20 protein-coding genes are annotated in these 22,535 nt (G+C 65.8%); 7 read left to right on the forward strand and 13 right to left on the reverse strand.

Annotation, left to right across the window (positions count from 1 at the left end; translation table 11 throughout):
* The first annotated feature begins 104 nt into the window (after positions 1-104).
* Positions 105-830 carry an alpha/beta hydrolase gene (locus JQ604_RS31710; RefSeq protein ID WP_212364633.1) on the forward strand — a complete coding sequence of 242 codons (726 nt, stop codon included), beginning with the start codon at positions 105-107 and terminating at the stop codon, positions 828-830.
* Between the two features lie 190 nt (positions 831-1,020).
* Here JQ604_RS31710 and uxuA read toward each other — a convergent pair whose 3' ends face one another.
* From uxuA to JQ604_RS31730, 4 genes are all read right to left on the reverse strand, one after another.
* Positions 1,021-2,217: a mannonate dehydratase gene (gene uxuA, locus JQ604_RS31715; protein ID WP_212364634.1), complete on the reverse strand. Its 1,197-nt coding sequence runs from the start codon at positions 2,215-2,217 to the stop codon at positions 1,021-1,023.
* 33 nt (positions 2,218-2,250) lie between these two features.
* The gene (locus tag JQ604_RS31720) at positions 2,251-3,045 is read right to left on the reverse strand and encodes a GntR family transcriptional regulator (RefSeq protein ID WP_249158947.1); all 795 of its coding nucleotides are present in this window, start codon (positions 3,043-3,045) and stop codon (positions 2,251-2,253) included.
* Positions 3,042-4,898, reverse strand: a complete 1,857-nt coding sequence (locus JQ604_RS31725) for a TRAP transporter large permease subunit (protein WP_212364635.1) — start codon at positions 4,896-4,898, stop codon at positions 3,042-3,044. Before JQ604_RS31725 ends, JQ604_RS31720 begins: the two co-directional genes overlap by 4 nt.
* Positions 4,899-4,981: 83 nt before the next feature.
* A complete protein-coding gene (locus JQ604_RS31730; protein WP_212364636.1) occupies positions 4,982-5,989 on the reverse strand; it encodes a TRAP transporter substrate-binding protein in 1,008 nt (335 codons plus the stop codon).
* 268 nt (positions 5,990-6,257) lie between these two features.
* Between JQ604_RS31730 and JQ604_RS31735 the strand changes: the two genes are divergently transcribed.
* Positions 6,258-7,268, forward strand: a complete 1,011-nt coding sequence (locus tag JQ604_RS31735; RefSeq protein WP_212364637.1) for a Zn-dependent oxidoreductase — start codon at positions 6,258-6,260, stop codon at positions 7,266-7,268.
* Positions 7,268-8,755 (forward strand): mannitol dehydrogenase family protein, encoded by a 1,488-nt coding sequence (locus JQ604_RS31740; RefSeq protein ID WP_212364638.1) that lies wholly within the window; start codon positions 7,268-7,270, stop codon positions 8,753-8,755. The genes JQ604_RS31735 and JQ604_RS31740 overlap by 1 nt, the downstream gene beginning before the upstream one ends.
* On the opposite strand, the gene JQ604_RS31745 is transcribed toward JQ604_RS31740, so the two are convergent.
* Positions 8,725-10,254, reverse strand: a complete 1,530-nt coding sequence (locus JQ604_RS31745) for a flavin-containing monooxygenase (RefSeq protein ID WP_212364639.1) — start codon at positions 10,252-10,254, stop codon at positions 8,725-8,727. The two genes, JQ604_RS31740 and JQ604_RS31745, sit on opposite strands and share 31 nt — an antisense overlap.
* 115 nt (positions 10,255-10,369) lie before the next feature.
* Positions 10,370-10,819 carry a cupin domain-containing protein gene (locus JQ604_RS31750; protein ID WP_212364640.1) on the reverse strand — a complete coding sequence of 150 codons (450 nt, stop codon included), beginning with the start codon at positions 10,817-10,819 and terminating at the stop codon, positions 10,370-10,372.
* Between the two features lie 264 nt (positions 10,820-11,083).
* Between JQ604_RS31750 and JQ604_RS31755 the strand changes: the two genes are divergently transcribed.
* The gene (locus tag JQ604_RS31755) at positions 11,084-12,094 is read left to right on the forward strand and encodes an AraC family transcriptional regulator (RefSeq protein ID WP_212364641.1); all 1,011 of its coding nucleotides are present in this window, start codon (positions 11,084-11,086) and stop codon (positions 12,092-12,094) included.
* Positions 12,095-12,101: 7 nt separating this feature from the next.
* On the opposite strand, the gene JQ604_RS31760 is transcribed toward JQ604_RS31755, so the two are convergent.
* A complete protein-coding gene (locus JQ604_RS31760) occupies positions 12,102-13,067 on the reverse strand; it encodes a VOC family protein (RefSeq protein WP_212364642.1) in 966 nt (321 codons plus the stop codon).
* Between the two features lie 189 nt (positions 13,068-13,256).
* Between JQ604_RS31760 and JQ604_RS31765 the strand changes: the two genes are divergently transcribed.
* The 3 genes from JQ604_RS31765 (at position 13,257) to JQ604_RS31775 (ending at position 15,071) form a co-directional block, all read left to right on the forward strand.
* The gene (locus JQ604_RS31765; protein WP_212364643.1) at positions 13,257-14,123 is read left to right on the forward strand and encodes a S1C family serine protease; all 867 of its coding nucleotides are present in this window, start codon (positions 13,257-13,259) and stop codon (positions 14,121-14,123) included.
* Positions 14,120-14,497 carry a response regulator transcription factor gene (locus JQ604_RS31770; protein ID WP_212364644.1) on the forward strand — a complete coding sequence of 126 codons (378 nt, stop codon included), beginning with the start codon at positions 14,120-14,122 and terminating at the stop codon, positions 14,495-14,497. Before JQ604_RS31765 ends, JQ604_RS31770 begins: the two co-directional genes overlap by 4 nt.
* Positions 14,498-14,663: 166 nt before the next feature.
* Complete coding sequence (locus tag JQ604_RS31775) at positions 14,664-15,071, forward strand: hypothetical protein (protein WP_212364645.1); 408 nt, start codon at positions 14,664-14,666, stop codon at positions 15,069-15,071.
* A 42-nt stretch (positions 15,072-15,113) separates the two neighbouring features.
* On the opposite strand, the gene JQ604_RS31780 is transcribed toward JQ604_RS31775, so the two are convergent.
* The 6 genes from JQ604_RS31780 to JQ604_RS31805 all read right to left on the reverse strand — a co-directional run bounded on the left by JQ604_RS31780 (position 15,114) and on the right by JQ604_RS31805 (position 22,030).
* The gene (locus JQ604_RS31780; RefSeq protein WP_212364646.1) at positions 15,114-16,187 is read right to left on the reverse strand and encodes a sensor histidine kinase; all 1,074 of its coding nucleotides are present in this window, start codon (positions 16,185-16,187) and stop codon (positions 15,114-15,116) included.
* Positions 16,174-16,866: a response regulator transcription factor gene (locus tag JQ604_RS31785; protein ID WP_212364661.1), complete on the reverse strand. Its 693-nt coding sequence runs from the start codon at positions 16,864-16,866 to the stop codon at positions 16,174-16,176. Before JQ604_RS31785 ends, JQ604_RS31780 begins: the two co-directional genes overlap by 14 nt.
* A 112-nt stretch (positions 16,867-16,978) precedes the next feature.
* Positions 16,979-17,551, reverse strand: coding sequence for a hypothetical protein (locus tag JQ604_RS31790; RefSeq protein WP_212364647.1), 573 nt, complete (start codon positions 17,549-17,551; stop codon positions 16,979-16,981).
* A 134-nt stretch (positions 17,552-17,685) separates the two neighbouring features.
* The gene (locus tag JQ604_RS31795) at positions 17,686-20,016 is read right to left on the reverse strand and encodes a Tex family protein (RefSeq protein ID WP_212364648.1); all 2,331 of its coding nucleotides are present in this window, start codon (positions 20,014-20,016) and stop codon (positions 17,686-17,688) included.
* A gap of 119 nt (positions 20,017-20,135) precedes the next feature.
* Positions 20,136-20,990 (reverse strand): amidohydrolase family protein, encoded by an 855-nt coding sequence (locus JQ604_RS31800; RefSeq protein WP_212364649.1) that lies wholly within the window; start codon positions 20,988-20,990, stop codon positions 20,136-20,138.
* Complete coding sequence (locus JQ604_RS31805; RefSeq protein WP_212364650.1) at positions 20,987-22,030, reverse strand: aldo/keto reductase; 1,044 nt, start codon at positions 22,028-22,030, stop codon at positions 20,987-20,989. Before JQ604_RS31805 ends, JQ604_RS31800 begins: the two co-directional genes overlap by 4 nt.
* Between the last annotated feature and the right edge of the window lie 505 nt (positions 22,031-22,535).

The following is a 22,535-nucleotide window of genomic DNA, read 5'->3' on the forward strand; positions in this document are numbered from 1 at the left end:
AGCGCGGCCGCCGCAATATCCCCGGCCGAACAATGAACGCCGCACCTCCCCCTGCCGGCTGGAGCAAGCGGCCGATCTAATCAAACCCCTTCAGGAGGCACAATATGTCGACTTACGTTCTCGTCCACGGCGCCTGGCATACCGGGGCGGAGTTTGAGCCGGTTGCTGCGGTCATCCGCAAGGCAGGCCATGAGGTCCATACGCCGACCATCAAGGGCAATCGCCCCGGCGACAAGAAAGACACCGGGCTCGATGAAGCGATCCAGTCCATCGTCGAATATCTCGCCGAGAAAAATCTGAAGGACGTCGTGCTGGTCGGCCACAGCTATGGCGGCATGATCATCACCGGCGTCGCCGACCGCGCCGCCGAGCGCATCCGCCGGCTGGTCTACTGGAATGCGTTCGTGCCTGACAATGGCGAGAGCCTCAACGACATGGTGCCGCCGCAATATGTCGGGCTGTTCGACGCGATCCATGCCGAGCGCGGCGACGGCTCGGTGGTGCTGCCGTTCCCGATCTGGCGCGAGGCCTTCATCAATGACGGCGATCTCGAGACCGCGCAGCGCGCCTACGACGTGCTCAATCCGCACCCGCTGAAGACGTTTCAGGACAAGATCGTGCTGAAGACCAACCCGGCGGAAATGCAGATTGCAAAGTCTTACGTCAACTGCACCGAGGACACGGCGCTCCCGCACGGCCTGCCCTGGCATCCGCGGCTGTCGCAGAAGCTCGGGCTGTACCGCCTGGTCCAGATACCGGGCAGCCACGAACTCTGCTTCACCAATCCGCAGCGGCTGGCGCAGGCTTTCATGGACGCCGGGCGGGATTAGAAGACGACGAAGCTTAGATAGACGGGCTCGGTTTCGTTTCACCTCTCCCCGACGGGGAGAGGTCGATTTGCGCAGCAAATCGGGTGAGGGGCCGCGGCTCCAACGAGGGACCGGAATCCCTCACCCGGCGCTGCGCGCCGACCTCTCCCAAAGGAGAGGTGAACCATGCGGCACCCCCCGACTTCCCAGCTCACATCGGCAGACCGGCGGTGGATGCCACCGCCGTCATCACGCCGCGGATTTCGGCGAGCCCCTTCAGGCGCCCGATCAGGGGATAGCCTGGATGGGTGCCGCGGCCGATGTCGTCGCACAGCTCGTGGCCGTGGTCGGGGCGGAACGGAATCCGCCAGTTCGCTTTGCCGGCCTGCTTGCGGCGGGCCTGCTCCTTGAGCAGCGTGGTGACGACCGCGACCATGTCGACGTCGCCGCCGAGATGATCGGCCTCCATGAAGGAGCCGTCAGCATTCTTGGTGACGTTGCGCAGGTGAGCGAAGCGGATATGCGGCGCGAAGCGCGCGGCCATCGCGGGCACGTCGTTCTGCGCGCCGGCGCCCAGCGCGCCGGTGCAGAAGGTGATGCCGTTCGCCACCGACGGACAGGCATCGACGATGAACTGCAGATCATCCGCAGATGACACCACGCGAGGCAGTCCGAACAGGTCGCGCGGCGGGTCATCGGGATGGACGCACAGGCTGACGCCGGCTTCCTCCGCCGCCGGCACCACCTCGCGCAGGAAGCGCGCATAGTTGGCGCGCAGCGCGGCGTGATCGATGCCGTGGTAACGATCGAGCATGCGGCGCAATCCGGGCACGTCATAGCGATCGTAGGCGCCGGGCAGGCCGGCCATGATGGTCGCGAGCAGGCGATCCTTGTCGGACTGTGAGGCGCGCGCGACCCAAGCCTTGGCGCGGCGGAGCACGTCCTCGGAATGATCGGCCTCGGCGCCCGGCCGCTCCAGGATGTAGCAATCGAACGCGGCAAAGGCGTCGGCGTTAAAGCGCAGCGCGGTGCCGCCGCCGGGCAGGCGGAACGCGAGCTCGGTGCGGGTCCAGTCGAGCACGGCCATGAAATTGTAACAGATCGTGGTGACGCCGCAGGCCGCGAGGTTGCGGATCGACTGCCGGTAATTGTCGAACAGGGCTGCGAGATCGCCCTCGCCGAGCTTGATCGCCTCCGCCACCGGCAGGCTCTCGACCACGCTCCAGCGCAGGCCGAGCTCAGCATCATCAGCGATCATGTCGCGCCGCTTGCTGATCTCGTCGACGCTCCACACCACGCCATAGGGGATGTGGTGCAGGGCCGTGACGATGCCGGAGGCTCCCGCCTGGCGGATTTGCGGCAGACGCACCGCGTCATCGGGACCGAACCAGCGCCAAGTCTGTTCCATTGTTTTTCTCTCGTGAGTTCGAAGCAGCAGAGTCTATTGCTTGCGGCGCGGCCGGCGTTTCACCGCGATCTGCGCGGCGTGTTCTTCCTGGCGGGCGAAGATGCCCTCGGCGCGGCGAAACACCTCGCGCAGATGCCGGCGCATCGCGGCCACCGCGCTCGCCTCGTTGCATTCGGCGAGGCCATTGAGAATCTCGCGGTGCTGCTCGATCAGCAGCGGGATATGCCCGGCGTCCTCTTGCAGCGTGAGGTGACGGACGCGGTCGAAATGGATCTTGGTCTGGCGGATCACCTGCCAGACATCCTCGTGCTGGCTGATCTTGGCGATGGCGTGATGAAATTCTTCGTCGGTGGCATAGAACTCGGCGGATGTCGCCGCTTTCTCCTGCCGCTCGATGATGTCGTTGAGCTCGCGCAGCGAGGTCGCATCGATGAAGCGCACGGCTTCCGCAACCAGCGCACATTCCAGATGCTCGCGGATGAACTGGGCATGGCGGAACGCCTCGCGCGAGATCGGCGCGACGAAACTGCCGCTCTGCGGGTAGATGCGAACGAGGTCGGCATCGGCGAGCTTGATCAGCGCCTCGCGCACCGGCGTGCGGCTGACGCCGAGCCGCTCACAGAGATCGAGTTCGGCCATCGGCGTGCCCGGCGGCAGCGCACCGCTGACGATATCGTCGCGCAGCCGCTCATAGACCTGATCGGCAAGCCGCCGGCCGGAGCGTCCCGCCTCTTCATTGCTCGACCGCGGCGTATCAGCCTCCATTCCGGGCGGACCGCTGCGGTCCGCCTCCGGCCGTATCGTAGCGGGTGCGCCGTTCCGGATCATAGGAAACCGATCGATATCCACGGAATGAAGATGATCAGCAGCAGTGCGACGACGAGCGCGGCGAGATGCGGCCAGACGTGGCGAATCACGTCATCCGGCGAGACGCGCCCGATGGCGCAGGCGAGATAGAAGCCGACGCCGAACGGCGGCGTGAACAGGCCGAGGCCCATCGAGAACACCGCGATGATGGCGTAATGCACCTCGTTGACGCCCATCACCTTGGCGATCGGGAACAGCAAGGGGCCGAACAGCACGATCGCCGGCACGCCCTCGAGCACGCTGCCGAGCACGACAAAGGCAAAGGCCGAGATCGCGAGGAAGCCCCACTTCCCGCCGGGCACGCCGACCATGAGATCGACCAGCTGCTGGGAGAAGCCGGATTGCGTCAGCGCCCAGGCCATGCCGGTCGCCGCCCCGACCACCAGCAGGATGGCGCCGGACAGCGAGGCCGTCTCGACCAGGATCGGATAGACCCTGCGCCAGTCGAAGCAGCGATAGAAGAACATGCCGACCAGGATGGTGTAGACGACGCCGATGGTCGCGACCTCGGTCGCGGTCGCAACACCCTCGACCACCGCCGAACGGATCACGATCGGCAGGCCGAGCCCGGGCAGCGCGACGGCGAAGAGTTTCAGCTTGGTCCTGGCGTCGAACCGCTTGACCGCGCTCATGTCCTCCTTACGGGTCTGCATGAACACGACGACGGCGAGCGCGATCATGCCGACGACTGCCGGCAGCAAGCCGCCGGTGAACAGCGCGGCAATCGACACGCCCGTGACCGAGCCGACCGTGATCAGCACGATCGACGGCGGAATCGTCTCCGACATCACGGCGGAGGCCGAGAGCAGCGAGACCAGGTCGCCTTCGGAAGCACCGCGCTTCTTCATCTCCGGAAACAGCGCCGGCGCGATCGCCGCCATGTCGGCGGCCTTGGCACCGGAGATGCCGGAGACGAGATACATCGCACCCAGCAGCACATATTGCAGGCCGCCGCGCAGATGGCCGATCAGCGACACCAGGAAGTTGATCATCGCACGTGCCAGGCCGGCGAGCTCAATCAGCGCGCCGAGCAGCACGAACATCGGCACCGCCAGCAGCACCATATGCGACATGCCTTCGCTGACGCGGCCAGGCACGATCGAAACCGGGATCGTGGTGCTGAATTTGAGATAGGCGACTGTCGCCAGCAGGAAGGAGAAGGCAATCGGCATGCCGATCACCATCGAGAGTGCGACGAGGCCGAAGAAGAAGATCAGCAGATTGTAATTGCCGAGATCCTCCAGCGTCGGGGACGCGAAGTGGAATGCGCCGCCGACGGCTGCGACCAGCGCCAGCGAGCCGCAGATTTGCGCCAGCGTCGCATGCTGGATCAGCTTGTCGACCGCGGTCATCAGCATCAGCAGCACGCCGACCAGGATCGCAGCCTCGCGCCAGGCCTCGCTGATCTCCAGCACCGGCATGTTGCTGATCAGGCGACTTTCGACATGCTCCCAGGTCGGCATGATCAATCCGACCAGCACGGTGCAGACCAGCATCAGCCCGAGTGCATCGACCCGCGCGCGCGCTGCGGGGGAGAGATTGCGCACGAAGGCAGTCAGGCGCATATGCTCGCCGCGGCGCAGCGCCACCACCGAGCCCAGCACCGCCAGCCAGACGAACAGCACGGTGGCGAGTTCGTCGGACCAAACCAGCGGCGCGCCGAACACGTAGCGCGCGGTGGTCGCGGCGCCCAGCAGCACGACTTCGGCAACGACGATCGCGGCTGCAGCCGCTTCGACGGTGCGGCCGAGCATGCGGTCGAACCGCGCGAATGCGCCGCTCGCGGGCGCCTCTGTCTCAGCGGTCATTTCCATGGCGTAAAACTCCGTGGCCGCGTGAACTTGCGCATTTCTCCGACCGCGGACGGCGGTCGGAGTCGTTGGCAATGCTTAAAGGCCTAGAGCTGGCCGACGGATTTTTCGAGCAGCGCCCAGGCGTCCGCACCGAACTTGGACTTCCACTCGGTGTAGAAGCCGCCGGCGCGCAGCGCGTCGCGGAACGGTTTGGTGTCGACCTTGTTGAAGGTGACGCCGGCGGCCTGCATCTCCTTGGCCGCCTTCTCGTTGAACTCCTGGATGTCCTGCCGTTGCTTGGTGGCGGCATCGGAGAGCGCCGCGGTGACGGTGGTGCGCACGTCCTGTGGCAGCGAATTCCAGCGGATCGCGTTGGCGAAAATGTAGTGCCCGTCCCAGATGTGGCCGGACAGCGAGACGTATTTCTGCACCTCGTACAGCTTCGCGCTCTGGATCAACGCCAGCGGATTCTCCTGGCCGTCGACGACGTGGGTCTGTAGCGCGGCATAGAGCTCGCCGAAATTGATCGGCGTTGGCGCAGCGCCAAGCGTCTTGAACAGCGTGACCCACAGTGGATTGCCGGGCACGCGGATCTTGAAGCCCTTGAGATCGTCGGGCGTCACGATCGGCTTGGCGCTGGCGGTGATGTTGCGATAGCCGTTGTCGAGCACCTTCGGCATCACGTGCAGGCCGACCTTGCCGAACTGCTCGCGGACGTAATTGCCGAGATCGCCGTCCATGGCGGACCAGACCTTGTCGTAGCTCTCGAAGGCGAAGGCGACCGCGTTGATGCCACCGACCGGCACCACCGTCTGGTTCACGCCCGAGGTCGACATGAAGTCGAGCGCGCCGGAGCGCGTCTGGGTGAACATGTCGGGTTCGCTGCCGAGCTGGCTGTTCGGATAGACCTGCAGGTCAACCAGGCCGTTGGTCTGTTTCTTGATCGCTTCAGAGGCTTCGATGATCCGCAGCACGCCGGGATGGCTGGCGGGAAACGCGGTGCCGTAGCGCAGGCGGTATTTCGCGGATTGCGCCGATGCGCGCTGGAACGGCAGCGCGGCGGCGCCTGCGGCCAGCGTCGTGCCCAGGAATGCGCGGCGAGAAATCGTCATTGCAAAATCCTCCCTTTTGATCACCAGACGGCTCTTTTCGAGCTTTCTTGTATCCTTGATGAAAACTTACGGGATACCAGAAGAAAATGCAAGAGGGCAACAGAAATCGCATTATATCTAGATAAATCAATGTGATATATCGAATCTCGAAGCTCTCAGGCGCCATCTCTCGATCTTTTCTTGTATCCTAGTTTGTGACTTTGTAGGATACATCTAACGCCGCCCTGCTCTCACAGGCGGCCAAACAAATCGACAGCGGAGGAGCGCGATGAAGAGTCTCGTCGTTGAACGACCCGGCAGCCTGGCCATCGACACGCGTGCCGTACCCGAGCCCGCAACGGGCGAAGTCCGCATTCGCGTCGAACGCGCCGGCATCTGCGGCTCCGACATCCACATCTTCCACGGCAGCAATCCCTTCGCGCGCTATCCGCGCGTGATCGGCCACGAGTTCTTCGGACGGATCGATGCGCTCGGCGACGGCATCAATGCGAAGATCGGCGCGCGCGTCGTGGTCGATCCCGTGATCGGCTGCGGCCAGTGCTATCCCTGCTCGGTCGGCCGTCCCAATGTCTGCGCGAAGCTTCAGGTGCTCGGCGTGCATCGCGACGGCGGCTTCTCGGAATTCGCCTGCGTGCCCGTTGCCAACGCGCATGCGCTGCCTGACAGCATCGACGACACCCAGGCGCCGCTGGTCGAGCCGTTCTCGGTCGCCGCCAACATCACCGACCACACGAAAGTATTTCCATCGGACGTCGCACTGGTCTACGGCGCGGGCCCGATCGGGCTCACCGTCGTGCAGGTGCTGAAATACGTTTACGGCGTCCGCGAGCTGATCGTGACCGACCGCATCGATGCGCGCCTGGAAGCCGCGCGCGCCAACGGCGCGGACCGCGTGATCAACACAGCGGGCCTTTCATTGAAGGACGAACTCGCCGCCAGCGCCACGCAGCCGACGCTGATCATCGACGCCGCTTGCCATCCAAGCATTCTGGGCGAAGCGATCGAGATCGCCTCCCCTGCGGCGCGGATCGGCATCATGGGTTTTTCGGGCGATCCCTCGACCATCATCCAGCAGAAGATCACCAGCAAGGAGATCGCCATTCATTCGTCGCGGCTCAATTGCGGAAAATTTGCAAAAGTGATCGACTGGTTTGCGACCGGCAAGCTGCATCCGGAACGGCTGGTCACCCACCGCTATGATGTCAGCGACTACGCCACCGCCTTCCACACCTTCGAGCACGACCAGGCGGCGTGCTGCAAAGTGCAGTTGACCTTCTGATGCCCCGCCTCTCCAACGCCACGCTCGCGCAACTGCCGGCCGCGATCGGCAGGCCGAATTATGATCGCGCAGCACTCACAACCGGTATCGTCCACCTCGGCATCGGCGCCTTCCATCGCGCGCATCAGGCCGTCTACACCGATGGCCTGCTGGCCGACGACCCCCGCTGGGGCATTTTGGGCGTGTCGCTGCGCTCGCCGGACACGCGCGACGCGCTGGCGCCGCAGAATGGGCTGTACAGCGTATCCGTCACCGATGGCGACGGCGCACGCCGCCAAGTGATCGGTGCGCTGACCGGATTGATGGTCGCCCCCGAAAATCCCGCCGATCTGGTCGCCCGCCTCGCCGATCCCGCGGTGCGGATCGTCTCGACCACGGTGACCGAGAAGGGCTACAGCCACGATCCCGCCACCGGCGCGCTGCGCGAGGACGATGCCGACATCCGTCATGATTTGCTCAACCTCGAACGGCCGCACACCACGATCGGCGCCATCGTCAGCGGCCTCGAACGCCGCCGTGCCGCCGGCGGCGCACCGTTCACGGTGCTCGCCTGTGACAATCTGCCCGACAATGGCCACACGTTGCGCGGCCTCGTGATCCGCTTCGCAGAGCTGCGAGATCCCGATCTCGGCAAATGGATTGCCGATGAGGTTCGTTTTCCTTCGACGATGGTCGACCGGATCGTCCCCGCGACAACAGATGCCGATCGTGCCAGCGTCGCCGCTGCGCTCGGGCTCGACGACGCCTGGCCGGTGATGACCGAGCCGTTCACGCAATGGGTCATCGAGGATGATTTCGGCCTCGGTCGCCCGGCATGGGACAGATTCGGCACGCAGTTCGTCCACGACGTCGCGCCTTACGAGCTGATGAAGCTGCGCCTGCTCAATGGCTCGCATTCGACGCTGGCCTATCTCGGCTATCTCATGGGCCGCGAGACCGTCGCCGACGCGATGAGCGAGCCCGGCCTCTGTCGCCTGATCGAGGAGATGATGCGGCTCGAAGTCTCGCCGACGCTCGCGGCGATGCAAAACTTCGATCTCGCCGGCTATCGCGCCTCCCTGCTCGCCCGCTTCCGCAATCCGGCGCTGCGCCATCGCACCTGGCAGATCGCGATGGACGGCTCGCAAAAATTGCCGCAGCGCCTGCTCGGCACCATCCGAGAGCGGCTGGCGCAGGGCGCACCAATCGACCGCCTCGCGCTCGGCGTCGCCGCCTGGATGCGCTACGTCACCGGCCGCGACGAAAAGGGCCAGCCGATCGACGTCCGCGATCCCCTCGCCGCGCGGCTGCGCGCGCTTGCCGGCGAAGCAGGCCCGGCGGCGCCGCGACTCGCCAGGGCGCTGCTATCGGTCAGCGAGATCTTCGGCGCCGACCTGCCGAACGATCCGCGCTTCGTCACACCTGTCGAGGTTGCGCTCGACAGGCTCTTCGCACACGGCGCCCGCGCCGCGATCGATCACGCGCTGGCGACTGCAGCGACGCGCTGACCGACCTGCGCCACCGCCTTGTAGTCCGGTGCCGTCGCCAGGAAGCGGGCATAGGCGTCGGCATCGGGCGGCGTGAATTTCTCGACCAGCGGACTGCGTCGGCGTGACGTCGCACCGATGTCGTCGAGCAGCTCGTCGAAATGCTTGAAGTGATAGGGCGCGACGCACAGCCCGCCATAGACGCCGGCCGCGGGACGCTCGACCCGCCTGAAATGCAGCATCATCGCGATGTTGTCGCTCATCTCCTTCGCGCTCGGCTGATGCGCGAGCTGGCCATCGGCATAGCGCACCAGCCAGTTCGCCGCCATGTCGGCGCACAACACCGTGCAGAAGCTGGAGTTGAAGCCGACAAAGCCCATGTCGGGCAGGTCAGGATTGGCGATCAGGCGATAGAGCCGGTATTGCCCGTCGGCCTCGACCAGCTTCTTGCGATATTCCTCAGGCAGGAACGGCACGCCGAGCTTGTAGCCGATCGCGAGCACGGCAACATCTGCGGCAACACGCTGGCCGCCGCTCATCACGATGGTGTTGCCGTCGTAATGATCGAACGTGCCCTGGATCGCCTTGATGCGGCCGTCGGCGACCATCGGATAGAAGCCGGGTGTCGCGATCGGAACCGAGCAATTGACGCCGTCCTCGATCCGCTCCGTCGGCACCATGTCGCACTTCTTGAGCTTGAGCTGCATCTTCAGCATGCCCTCCAGCCCGCGCCAGTTCGCCCACACGAACGGTTTGGCGATCGCATGCGCGAGGCGCGACATCGGCCCAATGCCCCAGCTCGCGAACATCTGCTCCTGGGCACGGATGTAGAGGATGCGCTTGAAGTTGACGAGGCCGCCGATGAAATAGGGAATCCGCCACAGGTGCTCGCGGTAGACGATGGTGACGTCGCTGGCGCCTGAGTTCACCGCATTGACCGCGATGTCGGTCGCCGACTTCGAGCCGCCGAGCACGACCACCTTGCGGCCCTTCGCCAGCTTCGGATCGGCATATTGCGAGGAATGCAGGATCCGGCCGCCCTGCGCCTTGAAGCCGTCCTCGCCGGCGAGTGAGAGCGACTGCGGATCGTTGAACTGCCCGGTGCAGACAGCGACGAAATCGAAGTCCTCGTGACTGCTGACGCCACCGTTGCGCGCGAGCTCGAGCGTCCAGCCCGGCCTGCCGTCGGCGCGACGCTTCATGCCGACCACCCTGGTGTTGAAGCGCATCGCGCCCTCGAGCCCGTGGTCGCGGGCGTAGTCGCGCAGATAGGCATGCACCTGCGGCCCCTTCGGCCATTCCGGATAGGACTCCGGCATCGCCTTGTCGGTGTAGCGATAGAGATCCTTCGGGCTCTGGGTCTGGACGTCGGGATAGGAGCGCGCCGGCTCCCAGACGCCGCCGAGATCGCCGCTCCGCTCCAGGATTGTGACCTTGTGGCCGCGCTGCGAGAACGCCTTGCCGGCTGCGAGGCCTGATACGCCGGCACCGATGATGCACACATGCTTCTGCTTGACCATGACACCGCTCCGCGTTGAACTAATGCGTTGATTTCGGCACGCGCGTCCCCGTCATTGCCGGAGATGCTCCCCGGCAATTCCAATCGCACGTGATTTGATGGGTTAGGCTGGCCGCTTAGTCGTTAGCTTCGGGCGGCAGGAAGTCGACTTCATGCTCCGCCGAGATCCGTACCACTTCGGCCGGGTCCTGCAGATTGTGCAGCTTGTCGAACAGCGCCTCGAGCTTCTGCATCGGCGAGACCCAGAACAACGCCCGCGCCGGCTTGTCCGACTTGTTGAAGTAGCCATGCGGGATGCCGCGCGGCATGCGCACGAGATCGCCGGCCTTGGCCTGCACCCAGACGCCGTCGAGCTTGAGGTCGAGCGTGCCCTCCTGGACCAGGATGAACTCGTCCTGAGTGGGATGGATGTGCACCGGCACGAACTGGCCGGGATCGCTGTTGGTCTCGAATGCGAAGGTCGAGTCGGTCACGGCCTTCGGGAAGTAGACCTGACCCAGGATGTTCCAGGTCTTGCCGCCATAGCCGGTACCAGATCGCGTGATGCCTTTTTCGAGCGTGCCCATATCAGCCTCCGAGTTGGAATTGCATTGCGGAGCCTGACCCTGTCGCCGGTCGACCGTGCTGTCTATCCGTTAAACGAATCCCGTTCGGCCAAACCGCATGCTGCGGTGCGAAAATCCTCACGACACGCCATTCTGCTGTCCACAGCCGCCCTGGATTGCGCAAGCTTCGGGCAATTTGCACGCAAAAATCGCGTTCCCTCCCGGCCGGTATTGGATTAGTCTCCTGATGTTTTAAGCCTCAAACAACTCCGGACGACCGGCGTGATGGCGACCAAGGCGGAGGTTTTCGGAAGCGCCCGGCTCGGCGAATTCAGCCGTGTCGCCACCGCGCGCGTCGACGATGCCGCTGACGCGATCGGCCGCATCTTCTGTCCGCACGAGTTGAAGCCGATCGGCCGCTCGGAGGCCGACTTCAGCGCCCTGCACAATTGCGCCGCCTTCGACGGCTTCTCCGTCAACTACGTCGCCTATGGCGGATCGGTCTCGATCGATCCCGGCTGCCTCGATCGCTTCTTCCTGCTGCAGATTCCGCTGACCGGCTTCGCCACGGTTCGCACCGCCGCGCGCCAGGTCACGACGGGTCCAACGCGGATCGCATCGCTGCTGTCGCCGACCATCCCGACCGAGATGATCTGGCACGATGACTGCGCGCAGCTGATCCTGCTGCTCGACCGCAAGCTGGTCGAGCATCGCGCCGCCGCGCTTGCCGGCGGATCGGTTCGTGCCGTCGAGTTCGATCCCGAAGTGCGCCTGACCGGCGCGTTCGGCGAGAAGCTGCAGGCACAGGTCGAACAGTTGGTCACCCAGGCCGAAAGCCTCGGACCGAAGCGAAGCCTGCCGGCGATCGCGGCCGCGGATTGGCGCGAGTCCTGCCTGAATGCGCTGCTCAACAGCCAGCATCACAGCCTGAGCGCGGCGATCGATGTCTTCAACGGCCGCGCCGAAGCGCAGCCGGCGGCGCTGCGGCGGGCGCGCGCGTATCTGGAGGCCCAGGCGGCCGAACCGCTCGATCTGGCCGATCTCGCCGACGTCGCGGGCAGCGGCATCCGCGCGCTGCAGATCGGCTTCCGCCGCCATTTCGGCATGACCATTTCGGACGTGCTGCTCGACATCCGCCTGGCGCAGCTCAATGCGCGGCTGAAGACGGCGCGGCCGAGCGAGCGCATTGTCGATATCGCCTTCGACCTCGGCTTCACCCATCTCAGCCGGATGGCCAGCGCCTATCGCACCAAGTTTGGCGAAACGCCGAAGGCGACGTTCCGCCGCCTGAGCTAAGTCGCCGTCAGATCTTGAGCAGCCGCACCCGCGTGCCCCAGGGGTCCGCGGCCTCGAGACCGCCGGCGATCGCGCTCATCTCGACGCCCGCGCGGCGCAGCCGCTCTTCCTGCGCGGCGAACAGGTCGGCCTTCTCGGTCACCAGCGAGAACCAGGCGAGGCCGGTCGTCGCGTCGTCGCGGCGGCCAGCACCGGCGCTCTGCCAGACATTGATGCCGAGGTGATGGTGATAGCGCCCGGACGACAGGAACGCCGCGCCGTTGCGCTTGCGGGTCGGGTCGAGGCCGACGGTCCCCTGATAGAAAGCCTCCGCCTTGGCGAGATCGCCGACACGCAGATGCATATGGCCGATCCGCATGCCATCCGGCGCCTTGGCATAGTCGCTGGTCCTGGTGCTGGTCAGCGTCAGCAGATCGTTGACATTGAGCTCGTCGGTCGCCATCGCCACCGTGCCCTCGCTCCATTTCCACAACGACGGATCGCGATCGGCATAGACCTCGATGCCGTTGCCTTCGGGATCGTCCAGATAGACCGACTCGCTGACAAGGTGATCGGCAAAGCCGGACAACGGCACGCGATGAACAGCGACATGCACGAGCCAACGCGCGAGATCCTTGCGCGTCGGCATCAGGAAGGCGGTGTGATAGAGACCGGCGGAATTTCGCGATTCAAGCTCAGCCTGCGGGCGGGCTTCGAGCGTCAGCAGCTTGACGCCGCCCGCGCCGAGTTGCGCGCCGGCCGCCGAGCGCTCGATCACGGTCAGGCCGAGCACATCGCGGTAGAAGTCGGCGACCTTGTCGAGGTTGCGGACGCGCAGCGTGACCATGCCGACGCGCATCGGCGTGAGGTTGGCAAAGGTCGGTCCGCCGCCGCTCGTATTGCCCTCGGCGCGTGCGGCTCCTGCCGCAGCCGCAGCAAGCGAGGTGGCACCAGCGGCTTGGAGCAAGGTGCGGCGGGTCAGGTCGATATTCATCGCCGAGGGCTCGTTCGGGACTGGGTGGCCTTGAATGGCCGTCCGATTGCTACACATTCCCGGGACCGGAGCCCAGTCACATATTCGTCGGTCCGGCGTTCGGGCCCTGCCCATCCGGGCAGTTTCCGCACCCACCGCGATATCCCAGATTGAGGGAAGCCCTGGATCAAGCAAGCGCTGGAGTTTCCCATGACCGACCCGACCACCCTCGCCTCAGTTTCATCCGACCTTTCGGCGACGGTCGCACGCGTCGCGCCGGCGATCGTCTCCGTGCACTCGCACCGTCTGCGCGCCACCGGTTTCGTCTGGAAAGCGGGCCTCATCGTCACCGCCGACGAGGCGCTGGCCGACGACGGCGAGGTCGAGATCCAGCTCCCCGACGGCAGCACGCACGGTGCGGCGATCGCCGGACGCGATCACACCACCGACATTGCACTGCTGCGCTTCGGCGGCGATCTCGCACCGGCCAGGCTGTCGGCTACGGTCCCTGCGCTGGGTTCGCTGTCGGCGATCGTCGCCGCCGACCGCGGCGCACCGACCGCGGCGCTCGGCATGGTCGCGCACTCAGGCGCGCCCTGGCGCAGCCTGCGCGGTGGCGACATCGATGCGAGGATCGAGCTCGACGTCCGGCTGCGCCACCACCAACAGGGCGGGCTCGCGCTGAACGCCGCCGGCGACGCTTTTGGCATGGCCGTGCGCGGTCCGCGTCGCGTGCTGACGATCCCGACCGCCACCATCGCGCGCGTCGCAACGCAGCTCGAGTCCCGCGGCCGCATCGCACGCGGCTATCTCGGCGTCGGTCTGCAGCCGATCCGCCTCGACGACGGGATCGGCGCAATGGTGATGAATGTCGACAAGGCCGGCCCCTCGGCAGCCGCCGGACTCCGGCAGGGCGACGTGATCGTTGCCGTCAACGGCGAGAAGCTGTCCGGTGTGCGCGCGTTGTCACGCGCGCTTGGGCCGCAAAGCGTCGGGACGGTCGTCGACCTCGAGATCCGTCGCGGTGGCGAACCGATGAACTTCAAGGTGACGATCGGCGAGAGGCCGGAGACGTGAGCAGGGACACCGCGCCTGACATCGTGATCGCACTCGAGATCGCCGATCCCGCTCTCGCCGACCGGCTGGCGACGCTGCTCGGCGGCGTCGCAGGCCTGCGTCTCGTCGCACCGGGAGAGCCGGCCGGGGTGGCAGTCGTCTCGCGCGATCGAGAGGCGACAGGCGTGCTCGGCGAGACCGACCTGACGCCGCGCGAGCTGGACGTGCTGGCGCTGCTGGCCGAGGGCGCATCGAATAAGATGATCGCGCGGCAACTCGGCATCTCCGTCCACACCGTCAAGTTCCACGTCGGCTCGCTGCTCGACAAGCTCGACGCCACCGGCCGCACCGACGCTGTCGCGCATGCTGCGCGCCGTGGCGTGATCGATTTATAAACCGCGACGATTGGCCCCAAAAACGGACCTCGGGAGCATCGTGATTTCCGTTTCCGAGGCCGTTCATAAACATTAAATTTCACGGCCATACTCCCGCAAACGGCAGTCGTGGGAAATGATGGCCGGACTGCCGGTTGAAGTTCCGAAAAAGACGGAGGCTTCGAAAATGAAGAAAGCAGTATTGGCATTGGTGACGGCTGTCACCCTTGGCGTCTCTGCCCTGGCGCCCTCGCCTGCGCATGCGTGGCGCGGCGGAGGCTGGGGCTGGGGTCCTGGACTCGCGGCCGGACTGATCGGAGCGGCGGTGATTGGTGGCATAGCCTCCAGCGCCTACGCCTATGGTCCAGGCTACGGCTACTATGGCGGACCGTACGGCTATTATGGCGGCTATGGCCCCGGATATTACGGCGGCTATGCGCCGGCATACTATGGCGGCTACGCGCCGGCATACTACGGCGGATATTATCCGGGCTATTATGGTCCCCGGTACCGCGTTGTTCGCCGGGCCTATGCCTACGGGCCCCGGTACTATGGCGGGTACGCTTATCGCGGCTACGGTTATCGTCGCTGGTGATCGCCAGACAGGATCGTAAGGCGGCATAGCTGAGTGCCATCGCTAGGCACTTGCCGCGGGAAATGAGAGCCTGAACAGCAGCCCGGGCGCGTTGTCGCGCAGCTCGATCTTCGCGCCGTGCAGGCTCGCGACTGCCGCGACCAGGCTGAGGCCGAGGCCATTGCCGGGCGTGTAGCGGCTTTGCTCGAGGCGGTAGAAGCGCTTGAACACGCGGTCGTGCTGGTCGGCGGGGATGCCAGTGCCGTCATCGGCCACCGAGATCACCGCGCCGGCCTCGCCGTTCTTGCAGGTCACGATCACGCGCCCGCCGGCGCGGCCGTGCTTGATGGCATTGTCGACGAGATTGGCGATTGCATCGAACAACAGGTCGCGATCGCCGGTCAGGCGCACCTCCGCGTCGCCCTCGAGGCCGAGACGGGTCGCGTCCTGCTCGGCGGCGGCGTCGTAAAGCTCGACCACCTCGCTTGCGATCTCGACCAGGTTGACGCTGCGAAACGCGCCCTTGCGGGCGTGCGTCTCGATCTCGGAGATCCGCGTGATGGAGGCGAACATGCCGAGCACGGCATCGAGGTCGGCAATGGTGTCCCCGATCAGTGACGCATCGCTCTCGCTGTCGCGCGGGGCGTGATAGGCCTTCTCCAGCCGTCCGCGCATCCGGGTCAGCGGCGTGCGCAGATCGTGCGCGACGTTGTCGCTGGCCTGCTTCACCTCGCCCATCAGGGTCTCGATGCGATCGAGCATCTGGTTGAGGTTCTCGGCAACGCGATCCCATTCATCATGGCTGCCGCGCAGCGGGATGCGCTGGTCGAGACCGGAGAGCATGATGGCGCGGCTGGTGGCGTTGATCTCCTCGATCCGGCCGACCGTGCGCCGGGTCACCAGCACCGCGGCGAGACCGGCCAGCACCGCGAGCAGCACGGCGACCGCGATCATCGCAAGCTCGATCATGGCGGCAAAACCGCCGTGGTCGCCGGCATCGCCGACGCGGCTCTCCACATAGGCGACCGTGCCGAAGTAGACGTAAGCCATGATCGCGGCGACGATCAGCCCGAACGCCGCGATCGCGATCAGCGCCAGCCGGAACGTCGATGATTGAAGGGTCTTAGCCAGGAGCACGGAGGCAGTATCCGATGCCGCGAATGGTATGGATCAGGGGATAGGCCTGCTGGTCGTCGACCTTGCGGCGCACGCGCCCGACATAGACGTCGATGATGTTGGTCGAGGGATCGAAATGCAGGTCCCACACATGCTGCAGCAGCATCGCGCGCGACACGACGCGGCCTTCGTTGCGGGCGAGGTATTCGAGCAGCTGGAATTCCTTCGGCAGCAGCGGAATCTTCCGGCCGCGACGGTCGGCGGTGCGTGAGATCAGGTCGATCGCGAGATCGCCGACCCGCAAGATGGTTTCCTTGGCGACGGTGTCGCTGCGCCGGCCGAGCGCTTCCAGCCGCGCCAGCAATTCGACGAAGGAGAACGGCTTGACCAGATAGTCGTCGCCACCGGCACGCAAGCCGCGCACGCGGTCGTCGACCTCGCCGAGCGCGCTGATGATCAGGAACGGCGCGGCGACCCCGCCGTCGCGCATCTGACGCATCACGGCGATGCCGTCGATATCCGGCAGCATGCGGTCGATCGTGATGACCGCATAATCGCGCGCGGCGCCCTGGCTCAGCGCCTCGCGGCCGTTCGCCGCCAGATCGACCTGGTAGCCGCTGGTCGCGAGCTGCTCGACAAGCTGTCCGGCGGTTTCCGGATCGTCCTCGACGACAAGGATGCGGCGGTGACCTCCGGTCATCATCCAAAACTCTTTCGAACGCCCCCGCACGACGGTCGCCACCAGACTATCCCACCCCGGGGCAGGACGGAATGCCCGGCGGCGACCGCGTCAACGGTGCGGTTCAGCGGCGCTAGTAATAGTAGTCCCCGCACACATTGATCCACCGCCATCCGTATGGCGTCCATGTCCGGCGCACGCAGCCGTCGTAATAGCCATAGTCGCCGTACAGGTAGGGCGCGCCGACGAAGGCGAACCGGTGGAAGCGGTGATGGTGGAAGCGTCCGTGGTGGACTCCGGTGCCGGCAAACCGCGCTCCGGGCGCGAACGCCGCACGGGTCATCGGTGCGCCGACGAAACGCGCGCCGCCGACATTGGCGCCGACAAAACGCCCGCCGCCGCCCGCCGGCGCAAACGCCATCGCGCCGCCGCCGCGCATACCGCCACCAACCCCTGCGGCATGCATCCCGCCGCCGAAGCCACCGCCACCACGCATGCCGCCGCCACCGAACCCGCCGCCGTGGCCGCCTCCGCCGCCAAAGCCGCCGCCATGGCCGCCACCTCCGCCGCCAAAGCCGCCGCCGTGGCCACCACCGCCGCCACCGCCACCGCCACCGAAGCCGCCTCTGGCGAAGGCCGCCGGCGCCAGCGCGACCGTCACGGCGAGCGTCGCAGCCATGAGGCCAGTGAAGAGCTTGTTCTTCATCGAAGGATCCTCCGTCGTTGAACCACGGCGAAGGTTCTTCGCCGCGGCAAGACGAGGATCAGCAGACGCAAACCGGCGGCCCACATCAACTTACAAATGCGCCAGATTCTGACACGGAAGTTAGTTTAGGCTGATTACGTCGACTTGCCGCGCCCGTTCTTCTCCGCCGCGCGGCGCATCGCATCCGCGAGCGCGCCGCCGCTCGACTGCTGCTGCGGCTTGCGCCGCGCCGATGAGGTCATCGGTCCCCGCACATTGTCGCGGGAACCGCCAGTCTCGCGCTTCGGCCCGACCTCGTCATCGAGCCGCAGCGTCAGCGCAATGCGCTTGCGGGCGACCTCGACGTCGAGCACCTTCACCTTGACGATGTCGCCGGGCTTCACCACCTCGCGCGGATCCTTGATGAAATTCTTCGACATCGCGGAGATGTGCACCAGGCCATCCTGGTGCACGCCGATGTCGACGAAGGCGCCGAACGCCGCGACGTTGGTCACGGTGCCCTCGAGGATCATGCCCTTCTTCAGGTCCTTGACCTCCTCGACGCCCTCCTTGAACACCGCTGCCTTGAACGCCGGACGCGGGTCGCGGCCGGGCTTTTCCAGCTCGCGCAGGATGTCGGTCACCGTCGGCAGACCGAAGGTATCGTCGACGAAACTCTGCGGCTTCAGCTGGCGCACCACGTCGGCATTGCCGATCAGCGCCTTGATGTCGCTCTTGGTCGCTTCGAGAATCCGCCGCACCACGGGATAGGCTTCCGGGTGCACGCCGGAGGTATCGAGCGGATCCTCGCCATTGGTGATGCGCAGGAAGCCGGCGCACTGCTCGAACGCCTTCGGCCCGAGCCGCGGCACGTCCTTCAGCGCCTTGCGCGACTTGAACGGGCCGTTGGCGTCGCGATGTTGCACGATGCTCTGCGCGAGCCCAGGTCCGATGCCGGACACCCGCGCCAGCAGCGGGACCGACGCGGTGTTGGCATCGACGCCGACGCCGTTGACGCAGTCTTCCACCACGGCATCGAGCGAACGCGCGAGCTTGGCCTCGCCGAGATCGTGCTGGTACTGGCCGACGCCGATCGCCTTGGGATCGATCTTGACGAGCTCGGCGAGCGGATCCTGCAGGCGCCGCGCAATCGACACGGCACCGCGCAAGGTGACGTCGAGACCGGGCAGCTCCTCCGACGCAAAGGCCGAGGCCGAGTAGACCGACGCACCGGCCTCCGACACCACGATCTTGGTCATCTTCAGGTCGGGCAGCCGCTGCACCAGCTCGGTCGCGAGCTTGTCGGTCTCGCGCGAGGCCGTGCCGTTGCCGATCGCGATCAGCTCGACGCGATGCTCGATTGCCAGCTTGCCGAGCATCGCGAGCGCCTCGTCCCAGCGCCGCTGCGGCTCATGCGGGAAGATCGCGGTCGTCGCCAGCACCTTGCCGGTGGCATCGACCACCGCGACCTTGACGCCGGTGCGGTAACCGGGATCGAGGCCCATCGTCGCACGCGCGCCAGCGGGCGCCGCGAGCAGCAAGTCGCGCAGGTTCGAGGCGAACACCCGCACCGCCTCGGTCTCGGCCTCGGTCCACAGACGCATGCGCAGATCGATATTCAGATGGATCTGGATCTTGGTGCGCCAGGCCCAGCGCACGGTCTCCGTCAGCCACTTGTCGCCGGGGCGGCCCTGGTTGGATACGCCAAAGCGCATCATGATCTTCATCTCGTAGGCGCTGGGGACGCCGGCCGCCGGCTCCTGCGCCTCCGGCTTGATGGCGAGGTCGAGGATCTCTTCCTTCTCGCCGCGGAACAGCGCGAGAATACGGTGCGACGGCATCTTGGGCAGCGGCTGGCTGTAGTCGAAATAGTCCTTGAACTTCTCGCCTTCGGTCTTCTTGCCCTGGCGCACGGTGGAGACGATCACGCCGTTGGTCCACATCTGCTCGCGCAGCGCCCCGATCAGATCGGCATCCTCGGCGAAGCGCTCGACCAGGATGGCGCGCGCGCCTTCCAGCGCGGCGGCGACATCGGCGACCTGCTTCTCGGCATCGACGAACGGCTCGGCTGCGACCTTCGGATCGCGCTCGGGCTGCGTCAGCAGCAATTCGGCCAGCGGCTCGAGGCCCGCCTCCTTGGCGATCTCGGCCTTGGTGCGGCGCTTCGGCTTGTAAGGCAGATAGATGTCTTCCAGGCGGCCCTTGCTGTCGGCGGCCATGATCTGGGCTTCGAGGGCTGCATCGAGCTTGCCCTGCTCGCGGATCGAATCGAGGATCGCGGTGCGGCGGGCCTCGAGCTCGCGCAAATAGGTCAGCCGCTCTTCCAGCGTGCGTAGCTGCGCGTCATCGAGTGCACCGGTCAATTCCTTACGGTATCGCGCGATGAACGGCACGGTTGCGCCGCCATCGAGCAGCGTCACCGCCGCCTCGACCTGCTCGTCGCGAACCCCAAGTTCCTGCGCAATCTGCCGATGAATCTTTGCCACGCTGTTCTCTCTGCAACTGGTCACACGGCCGAACGGCCGACCGCGGGACGCCGCTTATGGACCATCCTAGCTTGATTCATCAAGGCGCGCTGTGGATCAAATTTGGTGTCGATAACGCGCTATCTCCGGGATGTTTGACGTCCACGGCTTGACAAATAAATGCGCGCCGCATTGCCGCCGAAAATCGCCGCGCGATCATCGGTTGATAAGCCTGCCAGCAAGCTTTCGGCCGCCGCAAACCATTTGACATAGCCGCCGGCGAGATCGACCACCGGCCAGTCGCTGCCCCACAGCATGCGCTGCGGGGTGAAGCAGGCGACGACATGATCCACCGCCTTGCGGAGGTCGTCGATCTGCCAATTCGGCGCAGCTTCGGTCACCAGTCCGGAGATCTTGCAGACGATATTGGGGCGTTCGGCGAGCAGGGAGATATCGTCAAGCCAGGCGGCGATATCGCCGGTCTTGAGATGCGGTTTGCCGAAATGATCGAGCACGAATTGCAGGTCGGGATGGCGATCGACGACGCGCAGAAGTCGCGGCAGATGGCGCGGCAGCACCAGCGCGTCGAACGCCAGCCTATGTCGCACCATCGTGGACAGCAGCGGCGCCAGGGCCGGCCGCAGCAGCCAGTCGTCGTCGGCAATGTCCTGCACCATCGGCCGCAAGCCGACCAGCAGTTTTCGCGATGCGAGCGCATCGATGCGCGCTGCGGCATCGGCCGCGTCGAAATCGATCCAGCCGATCACGCCGCGCACCAGCTCTTCGCGCTCGGCGATGTCGAGCAGGAAGTGCGTCTCCGCCTCGGTCGGCGCCGCCTGCACCAGGATGCTGCCCTCGATCGAGGCCGCGGCGAGATGCGGCGCGAGATCGCTGAGGTCGAAATCGCGATAGATCGGCTCAAGCGCCGGCGTCAGCCAGCCATAATCGCCGCGGGCGAGCGTCCAGAGATGATGGTGCGCGTCAATCCGCATCATGCCGGCACCGGCGCGGCCGCATCCAGAAGCTGCTCGGCCTTGAGATCGCGCCACAGCGCTGACGGTACCTGGCTCGACAACGCGGCCACGTTGCGTTCGACCTCCTGCGGATTGTGCGCGCCGAGCACGACGCTGGCCACCGCCGGATGGCCCAGCGCGAAATGCAGCGCCGCGGTCGGCAACGGCACCTGGTGGGCCGCGCAGACGCGCTCGATCCGCGCCACCTTCTGCATCACCTCGGGCGGCGCGTCGCGGTAATTATATTTGGCGCCGCTGACGGCGCCGGTGGCGAGAATGCCGGAATTGAAGACGCCGCCGAGCATCACGCCGATGCCCTGCTGCAATGCCAGCGGCAGGAATTCGGCAAGTGCCGGCTGTTCCAGCAGCGAATAGCGGCCGGCGAGCAGCATGGTGTCGAAGGTCCCGGCCTTCGCGAAGCGCACGCACATGTCGGCCTCGTTGACGCCGATCCCGATGCCGGCGACGACACGCTCGCTGCGGAGCTTGTCGAGCGCGACATAGGCGCCTTCCATCGCCTCGCGAAAGCGCTGCTCGATCATGTCGGCACCGTGGGTCCAGACGTCGACGTCGTGGATCAGCAGCAGGTCCAGCCGGTCGGTGCCGAGCCGCAGCAGCGACTGCTCCACCGAGCGCATCGTGCCGTCATAGGAATAGTCGACCACCGCGCGATGCGGTGCGCCACCGACAAAATTGGAACCGTCGCCGCGGCCCTGGAACGGATCCATCCAGCGCCCGACCTTGGTGCAGAGCACGATATCCTGGCGCGGGACGCGGCGGATCGCGGTACCGCAGCGATGCTCGGACAGGCCGTGGCCGTACAGCGGCGAAGTATCGAGCAGGTTGACGCCGAGCGCGAAGGCGCGTTCCGCGGCCGAGATCGCGGCCGTGTCGTCGAGCCTGGCGAAGAGATCGCCGAGCGGCGCGGTTCCGAAGCCGAGGATCGAGACGTCGAGCCCGGTGCGGCCGAGCTTGCGGCGCGGCAGGGTTGGTGCGTTTGAGGATGTTGTCTGATTGGTCATACTTCCGCCCATGCATTCTTCTTGCTTGCGGTCAGACTATCGTCCTTGGCCGCAAAGGTGAAGCCGGCCCCGCTTCCGTCGTCTTGGACGGCCGGAGTTTTGCCAAGCCCTCGGTGTCATCACCCGCGCATGCGGGTGATCCAGTATTCCAGAGACGTTTGTGATTGAGCCGAGAAGCCGCGGCGTACTGGGTCGCCCGGTCCTTGTGCGCAATTGCGCACAGGCCGGGCGATGACACCGAATGTGAGGATACAGCTTCGCATTCTCGCGACATGATCTGCCCGAGTTTTTCCGTTCGTTCCGCCCTCTTTCCTTGAAGAGGGCGCAGGGAAGACCGGGTGCACGCTGCACCCGAGGTCCCATGTGCCATGAGTAGAAAGCGGTGCACACGGGCATACAAATGCAGCGGAGGCACGCCGGCCTTCCCTGCGCGATGGCTTTACGGCTTATACGTGCTCGCCCTGGTGAGACTCTGCTTTTGTGCCACCATCATCCGCGATCGGCT

The organism is Bradyrhizobium jicamae, from assembly GCF_018130695.1.
Classification (GTDB): Bacteria; Pseudomonadota; Alphaproteobacteria; order Rhizobiales; family Xanthobacteraceae; genus Bradyrhizobium; species Bradyrhizobium jicamae_B.

Bases quoted from the DNA above. Each gene is read 5' to 3' on its own strand.
- JQ604_RS31765 (WP_212364643.1), top strand. From the start codon at position 13,257: ATGACCGACCCGACCACCCTCGCCTCAGTTTCATCCGACCTTTCGGCG.
- JQ604_RS31805 (WP_212364650.1), bottom strand. From the start codon at position 22,030: ATGACCAATCAGACAACATCCTCAAACGCACCAACCCTGCCGCGCCGC.
- JQ604_RS31790 (WP_212364647.1), bottom strand. From the start codon at position 17,551: ATGAAGAACAAGCTCTTCACTGGCCTCATGGCTGCGACGCTCGCCGTG.
- JQ604_RS31725 (WP_212364635.1), bottom strand. From the start codon at position 4,898: ATGGAAATGACCGCTGAGACAGAGGCGCCCGCGAGCGGCGCATTCGCG.
- JQ604_RS31755 (WP_212364641.1), top strand. From the start codon at position 11,084: ATGGCGACCAAGGCGGAGGTTTTCGGAAGCGCCCGGCTCGGCGAATTC.
- JQ604_RS31710 (WP_212364633.1), top strand. From the start codon at position 105: ATGTCGACTTACGTTCTCGTCCACGGCGCCTGGCATACCGGGGCGGAG.
- JQ604_RS31735 (WP_212364637.1), top strand. From the start codon at position 6,258: ATGAAGAGTCTCGTCGTTGAACGACCCGGCAGCCTGGCCATCGACACG.
- JQ604_RS31745 (WP_212364639.1), bottom strand. From the start codon at position 10,254: ATGGTCAAGCAGAAGCATGTGTGCATCATCGGTGCCGGCGTATCAGGC.
- JQ604_RS31750 (WP_212364640.1), bottom strand. From the start codon at position 10,819: ATGGGCACGCTCGAAAAAGGCATCACGCGATCTGGTACCGGCTATGGC.
- JQ604_RS31730 (WP_212364636.1), bottom strand. From the start codon at position 5,989: ATGACGATTTCTCGCCGCGCATTCCTGGGCACGACGCTGGCCGCAGGC.
- JQ604_RS31800 (WP_212364649.1), bottom strand. From the start codon at position 20,990: ATGATGCGGATTGACGCGCACCATCATCTCTGGACGCTCGCCCGCGGC.
- JQ604_RS31760 (WP_212364642.1), bottom strand. From the start codon at position 13,067: ATGAATATCGACCTGACCCGCCGCACCTTGCTCCAAGCCGCTGGTGCC.
- JQ604_RS31785 (WP_212364661.1), bottom strand. From the start codon at position 16,866: ATGACCGGAGGTCACCGCCGCATCCTTGTCGTCGAGGACGATCCGGAA.
- JQ604_RS31775 (WP_212364645.1), top strand. From the start codon at position 14,664: ATGAAGAAAGCAGTATTGGCATTGGTGACGGCTGTCACCCTTGGCGTC.
- uxuA (WP_212364634.1), bottom strand. From the start codon at position 2,217: ATGGAACAGACTTGGCGCTGGTTCGGTCCCGATGACGCGGTGCGTCTG.
- JQ604_RS31740 (WP_212364638.1), top strand. From the start codon at position 7,268: ATGCCCCGCCTCTCCAACGCCACGCTCGCGCAACTGCCGGCCGCGATC.
- JQ604_RS31720 (WP_249158947.1), bottom strand. From the start codon at position 3,045: ATGATCCGGAACGGCGCACCCGCTACGATACGGCCGGAGGCGGACCGC.